At 44.9% G+C, this 17,864-nt stretch carries 10 protein-coding genes; 6 read left to right on the forward strand and 4 right to left on the reverse strand.

The annotated features are described in order from the left end of the window. Together AC0YN7_RS26590 and AC0YN7_RS26595 are read right to left on the reverse strand one after the other, a co-directional pair. Window positions 1–897, reverse strand: coding sequence for a manganese catalase family protein (locus AC0YN7_RS26590; protein ID WP_475813041.1), 897 nt, complete (start codon window positions 895–897; stop codon window positions 1–3). 153 nt (window positions 898–1,050) lie between these two features. Beyond that, entirely contained in the window at window positions 1,051–1,932 is an 882-nt protein-coding gene (locus AC0YN7_RS26595) for a hypothetical protein (RefSeq protein ID WP_475813042.1), read from the reverse strand. Between the two features lie 305 nt (window positions 1,933–2,237). Between AC0YN7_RS26595 and AC0YN7_RS26600 the strand changes: the two genes are divergently transcribed. The 6 genes from AC0YN7_RS26600 to AC0YN7_RS26625 all read left to right on the forward strand — a co-directional run bounded on the left by AC0YN7_RS26600 (window position 2,238) and on the right by AC0YN7_RS26625 (window position 15,933). Next, window positions 2,238–4,496 (forward strand): helix-turn-helix domain-containing protein, encoded by a 2,259-nt coding sequence (locus AC0YN7_RS26600; RefSeq protein ID WP_475813043.1) that lies wholly within the window; start codon window positions 2,238–2,240, stop codon window positions 4,494–4,496. Between the two features lie 243 nt (window positions 4,497–4,739). After that, the gene (locus AC0YN7_RS26605; RefSeq protein WP_475813044.1) at window positions 4,740–6,380 is read left to right on the forward strand and encodes an extracellular solute-binding protein; all 1,641 of its coding nucleotides are present in this window, start codon (window positions 4,740–4,742) and stop codon (window positions 6,378–6,380) included. 79 nt (window positions 6,381–6,459) lie between these two features. Continuing rightward, window positions 6,460–7,389, forward strand: coding sequence for an ABC transporter permease (locus AC0YN7_RS26610; RefSeq protein ID WP_475813045.1), 930 nt, complete (start codon window positions 6,460–6,462; stop codon window positions 7,387–7,389). A 12-nt stretch (window positions 7,390–7,401) separates the two neighbouring features. Then, on the forward strand, window positions 7,402–8,277 hold the full coding sequence (locus tag AC0YN7_RS26615; protein WP_475813046.1) for a carbohydrate ABC transporter permease: 876 nt from the start codon (window positions 7,402–7,404) through the stop codon (window positions 8,275–8,277). Window positions 8,278–8,299: 22 nt separating this feature from the next. Further along, window positions 8,300–10,474 (forward strand): glycoside hydrolase family 88/105 protein, encoded by a 2,175-nt coding sequence (locus tag AC0YN7_RS26620; protein ID WP_475813047.1) that lies wholly within the window; start codon window positions 8,300–8,302, stop codon window positions 10,472–10,474. A 53-nt stretch (window positions 10,475–10,527) separates the two neighbouring features. After that, the gene (locus tag AC0YN7_RS26625; protein ID WP_475813048.1) at window positions 10,528–15,933 is read left to right on the forward strand and encodes a CBM96 family carbohydrate-binding protein; all 5,406 of its coding nucleotides are present in this window, start codon (window positions 10,528–10,530) and stop codon (window positions 15,931–15,933) included. Between the two features lie 642 nt (window positions 15,934–16,575). Here the strand turns inward: AC0YN7_RS26625 and AC0YN7_RS26630 are convergent. Beyond that, on the reverse strand, window positions 16,576–17,211 hold the full coding sequence (locus tag AC0YN7_RS26630) for an NUDIX hydrolase (RefSeq protein ID WP_475813049.1): 636 nt from the start codon (window positions 17,209–17,211) through the stop codon (window positions 16,576–16,578). Beyond that, the gene (gene mscL / locus AC0YN7_RS26635) at window positions 17,204–17,692 is read right to left on the reverse strand and encodes a large-conductance mechanosensitive channel protein MscL (protein WP_475813050.1); all 489 of its coding nucleotides are present in this window, start codon (window positions 17,690–17,692) and stop codon (window positions 17,204–17,206) included. The genes AC0YN7_RS26630 and mscL overlap by 8 nt, the downstream gene beginning before the upstream one ends. Between the last annotated feature and the right edge of the window lie 172 nt (window positions 17,693–17,864).

The raw sequence follows: 17,864 nt of genomic DNA on the forward strand, positions 1-17,864 counted from the left end.
CTATAGACCTGCGTTCTTTTGCAGGCGTCTTGCGATTTCAATGAAGTCTTCTTGAGAAATGCCGGGCGCAAACTCCTCCGGCAATGCACTTAAGTCTGGCATGGGTGCCCCTTGTGGTGAGCCTTGTATCACTTCAAGCGGAGCGCCGGTTAACGGATTTTGTCCATTCCATATGAGGACAATATCCTTATAATCGTTAGGACTAAATGTATAAAGCTTGTTGCCAATGCCCATCGCTTCATATTTGCGAGCCGTTTCAAATTGGTTGTTGCTAAGGTTTGGAATCGGAATAAGCTTTTTCACATCGACGCCTGTCGCAATTTCTAATGCCTTCGCATAGGCAAGTATGTGGACACCGCCCCGCACAAGCAAATAGCCGATCATTGCCCGAGCTGTCGGATGGTCTGTCATTTCATATACACGCATTTTGTGCGTTCTTGCACCGCATTCTAAGAAGAAGTTATGCAGAAGATCAAGCACGAGATTACCGCTGCTGAACACACTATCGCCGGTCCATGCTCTTCCCATGGAATCCCCAGGTATCGAAGTTTGTGCTGTCGCTATAAAAAAGTAACTGTTACGTTTATTTACACCTTCCCTCAGTGGTGTCGAATTGGGGTCGCCCGGAGTTGTTGTACCTGTAAGTACCATATTTATCGCTGTTGAAACAAGCTCTACATGACCGAATTCCTCAGCCGTTATACTTGACACAAGGTCATAGAACGGCTTGAGCTTCTGCTTTTCACGGAAGTTGAAGGATTGGTACATATAGTTGTTCAAAGTCGACATCTCGCCATATTTTCCGCCGAGCAGCTCTTGAACGGCGGCGGCTGCATTAGCATCCGCATAGGGAGAAGGCGGTAGCTCTATTTGAAGCCGATTTGTTCTTTCAATCACAAGCGTGCTCACCTCTTCTCATTGACAGTTCATTCTTTCCATGTTTATGACGGCTATCGCAGCCATAGACCGATGTTGTCAAAGGAGTACAGGCACTTGGCGACGGCTTGCAGTGAACGAAGCATTGTTAACTTGGCCAGCGGCCATTCCGTTTTAATGAAGTAAGGTAATGACAAGCAGCTCATATAGCACAAGTGGCAGTACGGCATTATAAGGGTTGAAAAAAGCGCGTGGATCACGCATCGTGCACTGTAAATACAATATACAATGGTCAATGTGCATGATCATGCCTTCATAGACGTGTCCATCGACGGTTCGAACGCGTACATGCTTGTGCATATGGCCACCGCACATGGCCATAACATGCTCCCGAACCTCCATTACCATTTCAGTGTGCTTCGGATCAGCTTGATACACGATAGGGGCGGAGTGTGCCATGCCGCCCATCTGTGCCATGTTTGGCGAGTTTGCCATGCCGCCCATCTGTGCCATGTTTGGCGATTGCGCCATGCCGCCCATCTGCGCCATGTTAGGCGATTGCGCCATGCCGCCCATCTGTGCCATGTTTGGCGATTGCGCCATGCCGCCCATCTGTGCCATATTTGGCGATTGCGCCATGCCGCCCATCTGAGCCATGTTTGGCGAGTGTGCCATGCCGCCCATCTGCGCCATGTTAGGCGATTGCGCCATGGCGCCCATCTGCGCCATGTTAGGCGATTGCGCCATGCCGCCCATCTGCCCCATGTTTGGCGAGTGTGCCATGCCGCCCATCTGCCCCATGTTTGGCGGGTTCGCCATGCCGCCCATCTGCGCCATGTTAGGCGATTGCGCCATGCCGACCATCTGCCCCATGTTTGGCGGGTTCGCCATGCCGCCCATCTGTGCCATGTTTGGCGAGTTCGCCATGGCGCCCAACTGCGCCATATTCGGTGAGTTCGCCATATTTCCCTTTGTGCCTTTTTTGAGCGTGTTGGCCATATTTCCTATTCTTTGAGAATCGGTAGCATTGCCTATTTTCATTGTATCCTCAGACAAGCAAATAACCTCCATTCGTATGGTATATCTATATAGATATGCGGACATAGGGAAGGTCATACCGAGACTGAAATTGGCGTTGGGGTAGAGTAACGCACTCGTAATGCGTAGGCCGAAGGTTCAATTCCCTTATTCGTGTTTGTAATCCATTGATTGTTCAAGCTTCTCTCTGGTGATATCGGATTCGTAAAAATCAGACGGATTGCTAGAATACGATATTTTCTGCTTGATCATTTTGTTAGACAGAAGTATACCGGATAGCTATAATTGCTTTGTAGCAGCAGGGTCAAGCGAGGGGGCATAAAATGTTTTTTAAACGAAGCAGTATCATATTCTCATGGCTAGTATCGTATATTGCAATTCTGCTTGTACCCGTATTGACAGGTGTTTTTATTTATGTGAAATCTAATCAAACAATCGTCGATGAAGTTAACCGATCAAATAATCTAATACTATCCAAGGTGCAAAAAGATATAGACACACTGCTTGAGGATGCAAATCGACTAAGTGTGGAAATCGCCTTAAATCCTCAAGTGCAGGAACTGCTGACAATTCAGGAGCCGCTGAAGTCAGAAAAATATTTTACACTCTACAAAGCTTTCGAAAGCCTAAAGGTGTTCAAATCATCTAATCGGTGGAATGATTACTTTGTCTATTTCAAAGCCATTGATACGATCGTTACACCGGAATTAAGTAATACTAGCAAAACTGTTTATCATAATTTGTATGGGGCAGGCAGCGAAGGATATAGTGCTTGGATCAGATATTTGGACGATTATTTTCAAGGTGATTTTGTGAGGTTTGGCAATGATCTGGCCTTTATTCGCTCGATTCCGATAGGGAAGAACGGGACGAGTCAAGGTAACATCGTCATTTTTTTGGATCAGGCGAAGTTTTGGGTGGATAATGCAGAAGATTATTTGCACAACGGTGTGACAGCTATTATTGATGATAACAATCAGGTACTTGCTTCTACTCGTTCAATGGATGGGCCACTACCGGTGACTTATAGTGATTTAAGCGGCGATAGCGGTATTCTCAAGGTGCAGGATGGTGACCAGAAATTGGTCATTTCATATATTAGTTCATATACAACTGATTGGAAGTATGTAGTCACGATGCCTGAGCATATCTTCTGGGACAAGTTGGAAGGTATCAAGAAAGCGACAATGATGAGTTTGCTCATATGCCTGTGCGTGGGTTGCGGTCTAACTTATGCTTTCGTACGTCGTAACTATTCGCCTGTACGTGGAATGCTCGACATGTTCCAAGAAAAGAAAAACGAAGATAAGGCTGTCAGCAAGAGATTCAATGAATATGATTTTATGAAACAAGAGATTTATTCCACATTGCTTGAAAATAAGGAAATGGGAAGCAAATTATGGCGGCAAAAGAGCGCTATGCGCGATCATTTTCTCGAGAAGCTGTTCAAAGGCCGGGATAGCGCGATTCCGCTGCAACAGTTGATGAATTTGCATGAAATCGATTTCGTATCTGATAAGTTTGCTGTCATGATCATTAATGTTGAAGATTACAATGACATCTCGCCTCCGTTAGTGCGCTTTGCGGTAATGAATGTGGCAGAAGAGTTGGCGATCCAAGCTAATCAAGGATTTGTCATGGAGCTAGACGATTTCATCGTTTGTCTTGTCAATTTTCGAGAGAGACAGGAGCTTGCATGGAAGCAGGATTTCACTGAAGTTGCAAGCCAAGTGCTAAAATTTATGGAGAGCAATTACCGGGTTCCGGTGACGATTGCGCTGAGTCGCCTACATATATCAATAACGGGAATCTCGAAGGCGTATTACGAAGCGCTGGAGGTCATGGAATACCAGAGCATTTACGGTGTGAATGGAATCATGGATTACAGTGATATGGAGCTGCCCCGTGCCAATGGCGAGTATTATTATCCGCTTGAGAAAGAACAGGCGTTGATGAATTGCATCAAGGCAGGCGATTATGGTACTGCCGAAGCGATTATAGACGAAGTATTTAAGGACAATCTAGAGCAGCGCAAGCTTCCACTCAAACTTGCCAAATGTCTTTTTGTAGATCTTGTCGGTACGATGATAAAAACAATTAATGGAATAAGTGCTATCTATGATAATGCTTTCTTGGAAGAACTTAATCCGATTGACCGACTGCTGGGTTGCCAGACGGTTAGTGAAATGAAGCAGCAGCTAAAAAATATATTACGCAGTATTTGCGATTCTGTAGGGCAGAAGCAGGTTGGAAAACGGGCGAATGACGTTCTTCAAAGAGTTACTGATATCGTAGCGGTCAATTACAATGATGTTAACCTGAGCATTGCTTCCATTGCTGAACAAATCGATATGCACCCGGCCTATGTATCGAAGCTATACAAAGATGGTACAGGAGTGTCACTTCTTGATTTTATCGGAAAATACCGCATAGAGCAGGCGAAACAAATTATGAAGGAACAGGGCATGAATATGGAGGCCGTCGCTCTGATGGTCGGGTATGCCAACGTTCGTACGTTTCGCCGCGTTTTCGCTAAATATGAAGGGGTTACACCAGGCAAATATTCAGAGACGATTGAATAATTCAAAACGACAAGAGGTCAGCCAGTAACTCCTGGTTGGCCTTCTTTTTCGAAATAAGCCCCTTGATTCTAGCTATTGTCCCCTCGTAGGAGTTTTATTTTTTCCTGTAGGGATAACGTTTTTGAGATAATGTCCCCCGTTTTTAGGTTCTGTCTCTATCGGTTCGGAGATATCGTGACTAAACTTAAAACTGTCGACGTCGACTTTGCAAAATTACAGTAAAAAATTTGGGGGAGGCTAACAATGAGTAAACGTGTAAAGAGTATGTTTCTGCTAATCGTTGCTGCGGCCATGCTTATCGTAACAACGGCAGGGTGCGCGAAAGGGAATGATCCAGTAGGCGAGGAGAAAGATCCCGAGAATACGGCTGGGTCAGAGGCTTCTCAGGAAAATTCGCAAGGGGAGGCATCATATCCGATTAGCGGGGGAGTAAAACTGAAATATTGGCTCCCGTTGGCTCCAAATACATCGGCTAATTTCAAAAATCTTGTGGAAACGGAATTTGCAAAAGAACTAAAAAAACGTACAGGCGTGGAAGTAGAATTCATTCATCCTGCAGCTGGCACTGAAAATGAACAGTTTAATTTGATGATTGCTTCCGGTGACCTGCCTGATATCATTTGGTACAACTGGACCCAATACCCCGGAGGTCCGGAGAAAGCGATCTCCGATGGTGTCATCGCCAAGTTGAACGATTTGCAGCCGAAGCAAGCGCCGAATTTGTCCAAGTATTTGCAGGATAATCCGGACATTGACAAGATGGTCAAGACAGATGAAGGTAGCTACTATTCATTCCCATTCATTCGCGGTGATCAAAAGTTGCTCGTCTCCGCGGGGCCGGTTATTCGTAAAGACTGGTTAGACGAGCTAGGACTTCAGGTACCGACGACGATGGACGAATGGCATACGATGCTTACGGCATTCAAAGAAAAGAAAGGGGCGGCAGCTCCGTTTAGTCCATATTGGAATATTCAGGCTGTTCTGTCATGGGGAACATTTATCGGTGCCTATGGGACTACCAAAGGCTTCTATACGGATGAAGGACAGGTTAAGTACGGACCGATTGAACCAGCGTACAAAGAGTTTCTTACTACGATGAATCAGTGGTTTTCCGAAAAATTGCTCGACAATAACTTCGCCACACTGGATACGAAAACGGTGGACGCCAACATTATGAATGGCAAATCAGGCGCAACCGTTGCCAGTGCAGCCAGCGGTGTGGCGAAATGGACGACGACTATGAAGGAAAAGGATCCCAAATTCCAGGTTATCGGCGCTCCGTATCCAGTATTGAATAAGGGGGAGCAACCGCAGTTTGGACAATATTCCTTACCATTCACTAGTTTCGGGGCGGCGATTTCAGCCAATAGCAAGAATAAAGAAGCGGCTGCTAAATTTTTGGACTATCTGTACAGCGAAGAGGGGATGCGGCTCGCCAACTTCGGTATTGAAGGCATAAGTTACACGATGGATAACGATAATCCCGTATTTACCGATCTGATTCTTAACAATCCCGACAAATTGCCAATTAGCCAGGCGATGGCACAATACACGTTGTCGCATGATATGGGGCCGTTCATTCAGAATCCGGATATTTTGCAGACAATGATTCCGGTACAGGCAGAAGCGGGAGCGACATGGATCAATACGGATGCGGCGAAGCATTTCCTTCCGCCAATCTTTGTTACCACCGAGCAGCAGGGTGAGATGGCAAAAATTATGAATGAAGTTACGACCTATGAGAATGAAATGTTACTTAAATTCATTATGGGTTCGGAACCGATCAGCAATTTCGACAAATACGTAGAGCAAATGAAAAAGCTAGGGATTGAAAAAGCGATCAGCATGCAACAGGCTGCGCTGGAACGATACAACAATAGATAGCATTATAGCTGACAGCCGGGGGGATGATTTTCTAGTTACATTATCCATCCCGGCCTATAAACAGGGAGAAGGTGTAAGTATGAGTGTGCAAGTCCGTGAGACACTGCGCAGTAAAATTCGCAAGGACTGGCTGAAAAACTATTCATTGTATCTCATCGTTTCACCAGTGCTCCTTTACTATATAATTTTTCATTATATGCCAATCTATGGTGCAATTATTGCTTTCAAAGACTTTGTGCCGACCAAAGGCATATGGGGAAGTTCTTGGGTTGGATTCGAACATTTTCAAGAATTTTTCAACAGTTATTATTTCTGGCGCATTCTTAAAAATACCCTTGTCATTAGCTTAACTTCACTCGTTTTTGGCTTTCCGGCCCCGATAATTTTGGCTTTGCTGATTAATGAAGTTAAAAACCGCTTTTTCTCTCGGTTCATCCAAACGGTTACTTATATGCCACATTTTATTTCACTGGTCGTGGTGTGCGGCCTGATCATCGATTTTACTCGCGATACTGGAATTATTAATACGATCATCGCTTTTTTCGGTGGTGACATAGAGACGATGTTGAATAAGTCGGGCTATTTCGTTCCCATCTATGTATCTTCAGAGATTTGGCAGGAGATTGGTTGGGGATCGATTATATATTTAGCTGCGATGGGCTCCATTGATCCGCAGCAGTATGAGGCGGCCACGATTGATGGCGCCGGACGTTGGAAGCAAACGCTCCATGTTACACTTCCAGGAATTGCTCCAACCATCATTATTCTTCTCATTTTAAAAGTTGGAGGCATTTTGAGTGTAGGCTATGAGAAAATCATTTTGCTCTACAATCCGGCCATTTATGAGTCCGCGGACGTTATCTCAACCTATGTATTCCGGAAAGGTTTGCAAGAATTCGCATGGAGCTTCAGTTCTGCCGTAGGTTTGTTCAATTCCACCATCAATTTTATATTACTTATCGGAGCGAATTGGCTCAGTAAAAAAATTAATCAATCAGGTTTATGGTAGGAGGAAGACAGAGTGAAAACAAGCATCAGCAGAAAGGGATTTATTGTCGCAAATGTACTAATACTCTTGCTGCTTTCATTAGTTACCGCTTATCCAATCCTGTATGTATTGTTCGCATCGCTAAGCAATCCAGCAGATTATTTGGCCCATCAGGGGTTGCTGCTGAAACCGGCCGGCTTTTCGCTTGAAGCATACAACTTGGTGCTAGAAAACCAGATGATAGTGAGCGGGTACTTGAATACAATTATCATTGTTGTCACCGGAGTTACATTCAACTTGTTTATGACTTCACTCGGCGCCTATTTTTTGTCCCGCAATGATGTGTTGTGGCGCAATCCCATTATGATGATCATTGTGTTTACAATGTTCTTTGGCGGCGGCTTGGTTCCTTATTATTTGACGGTTAAAGGTCTTCATCTGGACAACACGTTGTTAGCACTCATTATACCGACAGCCGTCAATACGTTTAATCTGATATTGATGCGAACGTCATTTATGAACATACCGGAGGAGATAATAGAATCTTCAAAAATGGATGGGGCTACACATTTGACGGTATTATTCAAAATCGTCTTGCCGCTGTCCCTACCCGTCCTAGCTGTTATGGTGCTTTATTATGGAGTCGGCCACTGGAATGCCTGGTTTAACGCGATGCTCTTTATACGCGATCGAGATTTGTATCCGCTGCAGCTTGTATTACGGGAAATCCTAGTGCAAAACAATACCGAAGCAATGTTAGTCGGAACGGATTCATTCGATAAAGGATTAGTGGCTGAGACAATCAAATATGCTGTCATTATCGTCGCCACTGTTCCGATTTTGGCCCTTTATCCTTTTTTGCAAAGGTATTTTGTGAAAGGCATGATGATCGGAGCGTTAAAAGGATAAAGAATACGAGGGAGATAAGCCCATGAATGAAAAAATGGACCAGGGGAAATCAATATTTCAGGCAGGGGTTACAGATCCTGCTGGAGTGATCGCTTGCGTAACGGAGCGGATGCTTGAGACTCGTTCGCGAAAGACGATTCGGCTGCGTCCTTACATGGAACAGCCCATCAAACAGAAAACTCCATTCGGACCGTATGAAGCGGATTTTATGGCTTGTTGGCCCGACGCAAAGGAAGGCTCCGTTGCTTATGCTGCAGCCCGATTTCATGCCGACCGAGAGCAGGATGTCATACTTACTGCAAAAGGCAACTCGAAGCTGTGGGTCAACGGTGAGATGTACGCTGACACACAGACGATTCCCATAAAGATGAAGCGAGGGTGGAATGTACTGCTTCTGCAATGTGTAAGGGACCGCCATCGCTTTGGATTCGATCTTATTATTGCATTTCCGAGGTATCCGGGAATGTGGGCCAAAGACTATTTATTTTCAACACGTCCAACGTTTCCGCAGTGGGTGCTGCAAGGTGAGGAAGGATTTGCCTACATCGGTCCTTTTGCTCCGGAGGCCAGCGAGCGGGGCAGTAAAATGCTACTAAATCTTGAAACAGAAGCGTTGTCGGGTCAGTTCTCCTCGTGGGAGCCAACTATTTCTGCACAGACGGGGCTTCAGTTCGCGGATTTTACAGAAATGTACGGTCCGAATACTGCTAGTGCTTATGGGATGACTTATTATTCAAAAAATGATATCGCTTCCCTAATGTTGTATGTCGTGCATGAAGGTGGGATTAAAGTTTGGATTGATGGTATGGAGGTGTATCGTTCAACTGCTGCTGGTCAGATTCAAATCGAGGTTGTTTCAACTAACCCACGTGGACAAGTACTTATTAAATGCATTCGTCACACTGAGGCTAGCAGATGGGGATTTAAGGCGGAAATAATAGATACTGTGACCGGGCAGAGGGCAGATGGAGTACCCGAACTTGACTCCAAGCGCGGCGATGACGCACGTTGGCTTTATATAGGGCCATTTGGCAGTTCGGGAGTGGAAGCGGAAGCACTGCTGGATCAGAGTTTTGCTATAGAAATGGCTCCAATTGGCTTTGAACATCTGTATGTCATAGATGAAGGTGAGGCTAAAGCTTACTGGCGGCTTTCATCTCCTGACACCTTTGTCAGACCTTATTTGGACGGCTTCTTCTTCGGCCAATGGTTTTATGCCATCCAGGTTGGACTGTACGGGCTGTTGCAAGCGGCCGAAACGATAGGGTCAACCGAGGTGATTCGTTATGCAACGGATAGCATGGCTGTCATGGCCCAGTATCATGATTATGCGCTCTGGGATGCCAAGCGCTACGGAGTACCGTCTTTAATTCCGCGCGCTCAGCGCTTGGAGGAGCTCGATCCATGCGGCGCGATTGGCGTTATGTTTATCGAAGCCTATAAACGCACAGGATGCGAATCCATGCTTCCGGTAATTGATCGAATAGGCAATGCCGTCATGAATGACGTACCTCGGATGCATGACGGTACGTTTTATCGGGTAGAAACGATGTGGGCGGATGATTTTTTTATGAGCTGTCCATTTCTCGTTCGTGTGGGTCAATTGAAGGGGGATACCCGTTATTTTGATGAGGTCATTCGTCAAGCAAAAGGTTTCCATAGACAGCTATGGATGCCGGAAAAACGCTTGTATGCCCATATTTATTATCCGTTGGAAGATGTGAACAGTCGAGTACCTTGGGGAAGGGGGAACGGATGGGTCATTTTTGCAATGACAGAAATACTGCTCAACCTCCCAAGTGAATATCCGGAGCGTGATTGGCTTCTTCAATTGTTTAAGGAACTGGCGGCTGGTATTGCAACTTATCAGAACGAATCTGGAATGTGGCATCAGGTGTTAGATGAAAGCGCTTCATATGAGGAAACCTCATGTACCGCAATGTTTGTATTGTCTCTTGCCAGAGGAATTCGCTTGGGATGGCTGGGAAGTGAATATTTGGAGGTGGTGAATAAAGGTTGGCTTGCTCTAATGCATCATTGTGTAGACGCTGAGGGGAATGTATATGGAGTATGTCTCGGTTCAGGTTGCGCAAAGGAATCTTCCTATTATTTCGATATTCCCACCTATATCAATGATGATCATGGTACAGGCATTGTTCTGCTGGCAGCGGCTGAAATGGTCTTACTAATGAAATAGAAAATCCGAAAGCAAATCTTTACTTGGTACCATTTTGAAAGGGGATGGACGGCTTGAAAGGATTTAGCATACGGTCAACTAAAAAAAATTTTATTTGTTTTCTAGTCATTACGATCTTGTTAAGTATATCTGGAATTCCAGGTGTGCCCGGAATGGAGGTCAATGAAGTGCAGGCAGCTGTTGTCAATTATTATCCTGTTTCAGATGCTACAGTTCGCGGCGGGACTTTTGCGGACACGAATTATGGGAGCGCCAGCACCCTCGATGTGAAAAATGATACTAATTCAACCTATTCCCGCAAAGCTTTTTTACGTTTCAATATTTCAGATTTTCTGGATAATGCCGTACAACAAGCGAAATTAAAGATTCAGATTCAGGTAAAGGGAACCGATGCAAGCCGCACCGTAAGTATCTATGGTTTAACTGATCCAGATGAAGACTGGGAGGAAGGGAGCATTACCTGGAATAATGCACCCATATCGGGTACATTGCTTCAGCAAATTAATGTTACAAGCACCGACACCGTTGTGGAGTTCGATGTTACTGAATTTATGAACAGCCAGATGACAGATCGGACAGCGGCCTTTATGCTGGCCATCGATAGTGCTGCTTCCTCTGAAAGTCATGTCAACTTCTTTTCCAAAGAATCGACCATGAAACCGGAACTGAATATGACTGCCCAAAATTACAGCACATTCACGTCTCTTCGTCTAGTGCTGACCAATCGGAATATTAATGTAAGCGGAGCGACGGAATACCGCATTGTTGCAAGTACTGCTGATGGCAAAAAGGTGGATGTGACGGAAAATGCTTCAGTTTCGACTGAACAACCCGATAAAATTCGAGTGGATACCATAAAGAAAAAGATTACGGGCCTTGGTGCCGGCACAGCTCAAGTATACGCTGTTTTAGGAGGACTGAGGCATTCCGCGGCGCTAAACATTAATAACTTTGATGAATCGCCGATCCGGGTTGCCGGCCAAGTAGTCGTTAATGAAGATTTCGAGGGGGATACGCCATCCTTTGTACCGTCTAACGATTCGGCTATAACTGTTGTTGAAGATGGATCGGGCAACCATGCGCTGATGATCGATGGAATAGGCGGAATTAAACGGACCTTGGATATTGAAGGCGATTATGGAAATTCGGATGCGGATTCCGAATATATGGTTGAAGCGGACGTCAAGCAGTTAAACAGTAATGCCAGTAGCAATGGGGGAATTTCGTTTCATTTGCGGAACAGCGGTGACAACAGAGATTATGTGTTTCGTTATATGGATACGCTGAAATACAATGCTAGTACGCACAAATATGACGCAAACCAGCCAGCTCATCGAGATCGAATCGGCATTGCCCGAAACAATGCCAACTCGTTAAATGAGTGGTATTACGGAGCGTTCAGTTCAATCGAGACAGAAACACTTAATAAAACTAATCGCAGCTTTAATGATACCTATGTCAAAATGTCGGCGATGATCAGCAATCGGCTCATTTCCCAATATCCGTATGACGGTTCGCCATCATCGATGTTTGATAATCTGGTTTTCAGCGTTAACTCTCCAGACGGAGTGAAGAGAGTTAGCACAACCACACTCATCGGAGAAAATGACAGTATGTCCGGTGTCGATATCGTAAGTTCAGGCAGGTATTTGACTACATTAACCAAAGGAAAAGCATATTTGCAGACTGAGAATACGAAAGCCTATTTTGACAAACTTAAAATAACGAAACTACACACAGCTCGGGGAATACAACTGTTTATTAAGGATGCGCTTGTCGCTCCCGGCCAAACGACGGGCTTTGAAGTAAGAGCGTATACTTCGGCATATTCTTATACGGTCATACCCAATGATAAAGTGACTTTCAGCTCGATGCCTGCCTCACTTGGTTTTAATCAGGCAGCGGGAACACTGACTCCCACAGCCGAAGGTGCATATGAGATTACCGTTGCAGCAGCAGATGTCATGAACCCGTATAAGGTAAAGATATATACAGCTAAACTGACGGTAAGAAGTGGGGATGTTCTTGAATCATTTGGGCTGCCGGGCCTGAGAACCGTGTCCTATCCTGAATTGCTGTCGGTGCCAGCGGCGGATTTGGTCGATGATGGAACCGGCAATCAAGTTTACCGTCTGGCAAATGGCGTCAGCAGACTGATGGGAGACGAAGATTGGACCAATTATGAGATTGAAGGTAAGATCAAAATCGTAACTCCAATGATTGATCTGAAAGATTACAATACTGCGTTCGAAGTACTGATGCGTCGTAAAGCAATTCAGAATGAATATTTGGGTGAGGGCGGTTTTCCTTTTGTTTACCGGATACTGCACGATAATGATGATAATTACATGCGAATTGGCACTTCACCGGGACCCAAAGTAAATGTTGTTGATGACAATTGGCATACTTTTTCCGCGAAAGCGATCAGTAATCAGTATATCTTTTCTATCGATAATGTGGTTCAGTACTATGCTTCTGGTACAGATATGAGTGGCGGCTTTGCGTTTAGAGCAGAGAATTGCGTAGTCTACATTGATGACATCCGGATCAGAAAGCTGGAAGGAGGATCGCTCGCAGAGGGAGAGCATTCTTCGATTACGGCAGATAAATCGGATTTGGAAGTAAACATTTACGATACCGTTGATTTGGCAGAGTTGACCGCGATTAAAGCTCATTATGCCGCAGGAAAAACGAAGTACATCACTAAAGATCCGGCGCTAACCTTTACCATCAAGTCAGGTGCTGACAAAGCGGAACTATTCGGCGGAGATACGTTCCGGTTCAAAACGAATGCGTCCGCAGGAGACATTGTAACCATTCATGCCGCTTATCATGATTTGCCGCTTGATCTGACTCTAACAATAACTGGAGCAGTCCCAACAATTCCAGAATTGGAATATGTCAAAGGCGGCACGGCAATCAGACAAGAAAATTTACTATATAAATTGCGAAGCGCATACGAAAAGTCTGATCGTCCTCCTTATGCCAAGCATTTTATGTACTTAACTGAAATCTTCGGGAAAATGATGTTAAATCCCGAAGAGAGAAATTATGATGATGCCGTCAACTGGATGATAGACGAAGTGATTTGGGATGAGGGAAGACCAAACGGCAGAGCAAATGGAGCAGCGGATTTTTACTTTGCTCAGATGTTGATTCTCTATAATATGCTTGACGGCAGAGTGAATGTTTCCGACGCGGTATGGCAGAGAATGGCTCACTTGTTACAGGAGATTGATTATTCCAACCCGACGGAATTTATGTCCGAGAATCATCGGCTCATTTATTTTGCCAGTGGCTACCTCGTTAGTGAACTTTGGCCGGATGCGTTGATGTGGAACGGAAAGACAGGATTGGAAAATCAGACGATGTTTACTGGATATTTGCGCGAATGGATGAATTCTCGTCTGAAGACGGGTATGGGGGAGTTTGACTCTATCAGTTATTACGGAATTGATATTGGCGGCTTATCCATGCTGTATACCTTTTCCAAAGATGAAACTGTGAAAAATATGGCTTTCGATATGCTAGACTATCTGATGGCAGATATGGCAGTTGATTCGTTAGACGCCAATATGGGTGGCGCTCATGGTCGAACCTATGTCAATTCACCGAAAACTATGTTGTATGGTCATTCCAATTATGTTGTGGATTTTCTATTTGATACTGCTATAGTCGATGTGGACGAAGACTATGCGGAGGTCAATGTACAGGCTGGATTGCTGCCAATAAGCACATATAGACCATCGGATGTGCTGTATGCTCTTGCCCGGGATCGAAACAAGAGACTGACTAATAAGGAACAGAAGGCTGTTTATACGATTCCGGACATCCCTACTAGGAACAAGACGGAAACTCTGAAGAAGTACACCCATGTGACACCAGAATATACATTGGGATCGATAGTCCAACAGGAGGTTGCACCTTTTACCAGCCAAGATTTCCAAGGATTTCAGGATATTCCGTGGTCTCTAACATTCGGGAAATCGATGGATGCGGTTATTTTCGACAGTCATCCAGGCTTGAATGAAACAGATACAGGATCGCCTCATGCCTATTGGAATGGTGACTACAAAAGTATGACCTACAAATATTTTCAAGAAGAAAACGTAATGCTTGGCATGCATAAAATAACGAACAATGCGCAGTTCAGCCATTTTTGGATTCCCAGAAAGTATTTGGATGAGGTTGTAGAAAACAAGGGCTGGGTATTCGTTAGAAAAAATAACGTGTATGCCGCAGTTAAGATGCTAAAGGATGGTGTCGTAAACGATATCGCTCAGTATAGCTGGACGAAATCCGGGAGATGGGCGGATATCGAGGCGAAAATTAATTCGAAGAATACGGCGTTTGTCTTGGAAGTGGCAGATCCAGCAGAGTTTTCCGGAACGTTCGAGGACTTCATCACAGCCATTCTGGCCAATGAGGTCGCTCATCCGATTACTTATGTCATTAACAACGGATATTACGTCCAGTACCAAGGGTTGAATGGCAAGTTGATCAAGTTGGACTATAATTCCGATGTAAGAGAGATCGATGGTATGCCGGTTGATTTCAACGCCTACAAGTCACATGACGCTGTAAGCACCATTAACGGTGAAAATTACATGTCTTCTGAATGGGACTCTGGGGAGATTGTCATCTCCCATGGATCACTAAGCAGAACGATCCGTTCCTTTGACGTTGACACGGACACTCCCGTTACTACAGCTTCCGTTACTCCGGCTCAACCGGATGGAGCGAATGGATGGTACGTCAACGCGGTTACAGTGACCTTGCATGCGGCAGATAACTTGTCTAGTGTAGCGAAGACAGAGTACAGTTTGGATGGTGGTAACGTATGGGAAGAGTATGCGGATGGTGTTACTCTTAATCATGGTTCTCAGTCTAAGATTCACTATCGTTCTACGGACAAAGCGGGCAATGTGGAAGAGATGAAAAACATCAGCGTCAAACTAGATACGGTCGCACCTGCTATTACGGTAACTGGGTTGGCAGATGGCACCTATCTCAATTCCGTGGATGTTACGCCTGAAATCGAGTTGAATGATCCGTTGTCGGGTGTAGATCCTGACAAGGTATCGGTAACGTTGGATTCGAATGAAGTACAACAAGGGACGGAGATTGCTCTATATACGCTGCCGCTTGGTGTCCATACGTTTGTCGTAAGAGCAAGCGATATGGCCGGAAACGAAATGAGTCAAATCATTACATTCGAAACTTCAACAAGCATCGACACCTTAAAGGCTTTAGTCACACGTTTTACAAGCGATCATCAAATCAATGATGTCGAAATAACCAATAGTTTGCTTGAAAAATTGGAACAAGAAAATTTGAAATCATTCGTTAATAAAGTGCGTGCACAAAATGGAAATCATGTTTCGAGTGAAGCGGCAGCATACCTTCTGCGAGACGCTCAACACTTGATCGACTCTGACTCCGTTCAAGTCCCAGACTGATATAAAAGGACTGTCCTATTCATTTAGGATGGTCTTTTTCGTTGTTTATGGATTTAGGACAGATATCACAGAGGCTGACGTAGTCGCATATTATAGATGAATTAAGCTAAAGAGAAGAATAAACAGGAAGGGGATTGAAGATGCCTAGAATACCTAACTTTCCGCCAGCGTTGTTAGAGGAACATAAAAATTGGCATCATACGTATCATCTAGTGCCGGGAAGTGTGCCGCCGCCAGGCTATGGGCAACGTTTTTTGCGTTTTCACCGTGATTATATAAACCGAGTGCATAATTGGCACGATGGGATGGGTTATGATCCAAGGTTTATTGCGGGCTGGAGTCAGATTCCTGATGGCATACGCCGTACGAGCTGCTATGATGCTGCGGCGGAGCAAAGGGTTCAATTTAATCCGCGATCATTCGCAACGGAAGATGAACTTGGAAGTTTTATCGAAACGAGGCTGCATGGCTGTCTTCATGAAATGGCGGCGCAATTGTACAATCAGCCTGAGCTGAATGACTTTGACCTTGCGCCGCGAAATACAGAATTTTATAATATTCATTATTTAATCGATATGTGGTACCGTAATTGGGAACAGGCTTGGGGTGTTCAAGGACGCCCGGACGTTCAAGCTAATCGATCTACGTACAGCCATGCAAAGCCCGAAGGACATTTGCATAGTAAGAGGGATCGCGTGGCACGAATTGATGCGCGTGGACGACTCGCTGTACTTGCACCAAATCGTTACTCTCCCCGGAAAGCACAACGCCTTCTACATTCACCTCGTCCAAAGAGCCTTCGAACAGTTCGATTAGCTCGTCGAGGTCAGCCTCAAACACCGCGGCCACTTCTTCGGGCTGCAGCTTCAGTTCGTTTAGCGGCAGGGTACAAACGTAGCCGAAAACATCGCTAACCTCACGATCAATGAAAGGAAAGCCGTTCACTTCACCGCTGCATTGCTCGCGAATTTGTCCGAGCGGTATAAGCTGCTCGAACTCGGCATGAATGCCGAGTTCTTCTTCGAGCTCTCGCACCGCATCGCGTACAGTTTCTCCTGCTGACAAATGGCCAGCAGCCGTTATGTCGTAGCAATTCGGATTTGTATCCTTACCGGATTGGCGCAGTTGAAACCAGACGAACCGGCGGTTTCCTTCGTGCCGCGTCAGCCAGCAGTGAAAGGAACGATGCCAATAACCTTTGGCATGTGTTTCTGTGCGCGTCGCAGTTCCGATTGGTGTAAGCTGCTCATCATAAATGTCGAACAGTTCATCAGCCATGCTGTACAGCTTCTAACTGAGATGTGCAGTGTTTGCAGCGTGAAGCTTTAATAGGTACCTGCGACAAACAGTATGGACATTCCTTCTCCGTTGGATCCGGTGTCTTCTCCTCAACCTTCTCGGATCGACGCAGTACATTTATAAATTTGACAAGTAAAAAGATACAGAATGCTACGATTAAAAAGTCCAAAAGCACATTGATAAATTGGCCATAAGCTATGGCGGGAAGTGTCGTTTTATCTGCGGTGGCTTCTACGGTTTCCTTAGTTACAAGATAGATTTTCAAATCCTTAAAATCTACCTTCCCTACTATGGCTCCAATTGGCGGCATAATAATATCATTAACGATAGAAGTTACTATTTTGCCGAATGCGCCTCCGATAATGACCCCGACAGCCAAATCAATAACGTTGCCGCGCATAGCAAACTCTTTAAATTCCTTGACGATCTTCAAGATGTCTCCTCCTATTCCTACATTCATAAAGTATAGCCCGATTCTAGCAAGCCTATTTTATCATAATAACGGAAGTAGAAGAATAGAGAAACAGAACACTAATATTACGACAATTTGTACAAAAATTAGCACGAATAAGAAAGGGTTTTTTGTTGAATTGTCGAATTTTACTAGTGATTGCAAATTTATAGGTAATTAG

The organism is Paenibacillus sp. J31R122 (assembly GCF_056269185.1).

Coding starts and splice junctions, on each gene's coding strand:
- AC0YN7_RS26600 (WP_475813043.1), top strand. CDS start 2,238: ATGTTTTTTAAACGAAGCAGTATCATATTCTCATGGCTAGTATCGTAT.
- AC0YN7_RS26605 (WP_475813044.1), top strand. CDS start 4,740: ATGAGTAAACGTGTAAAGAGTATGTTTCTGCTAATCGTTGCTGCGGCC.
- AC0YN7_RS26610 (WP_475813045.1), top strand. CDS start 6,460: ATGAGTGTGCAAGTCCGTGAGACACTGCGCAGTAAAATTCGCAAGGAC.
- AC0YN7_RS26620 (WP_475813047.1), top strand. CDS start 8,300: ATGAATGAAAAAATGGACCAGGGGAAATCAATATTTCAGGCAGGGGTT.
- AC0YN7_RS26630 (WP_475813049.1), bottom strand. CDS start 17,211: ATGGCTGATGAACTGTTCGACATTTATGATGAGCAGCTTACACCAATC.
- mscL (WP_475813050.1), bottom strand. CDS start 17,692: ATGAATGTAGGAATAGGAGGAGACATCTTGAAGATCGTCAAGGAATTT.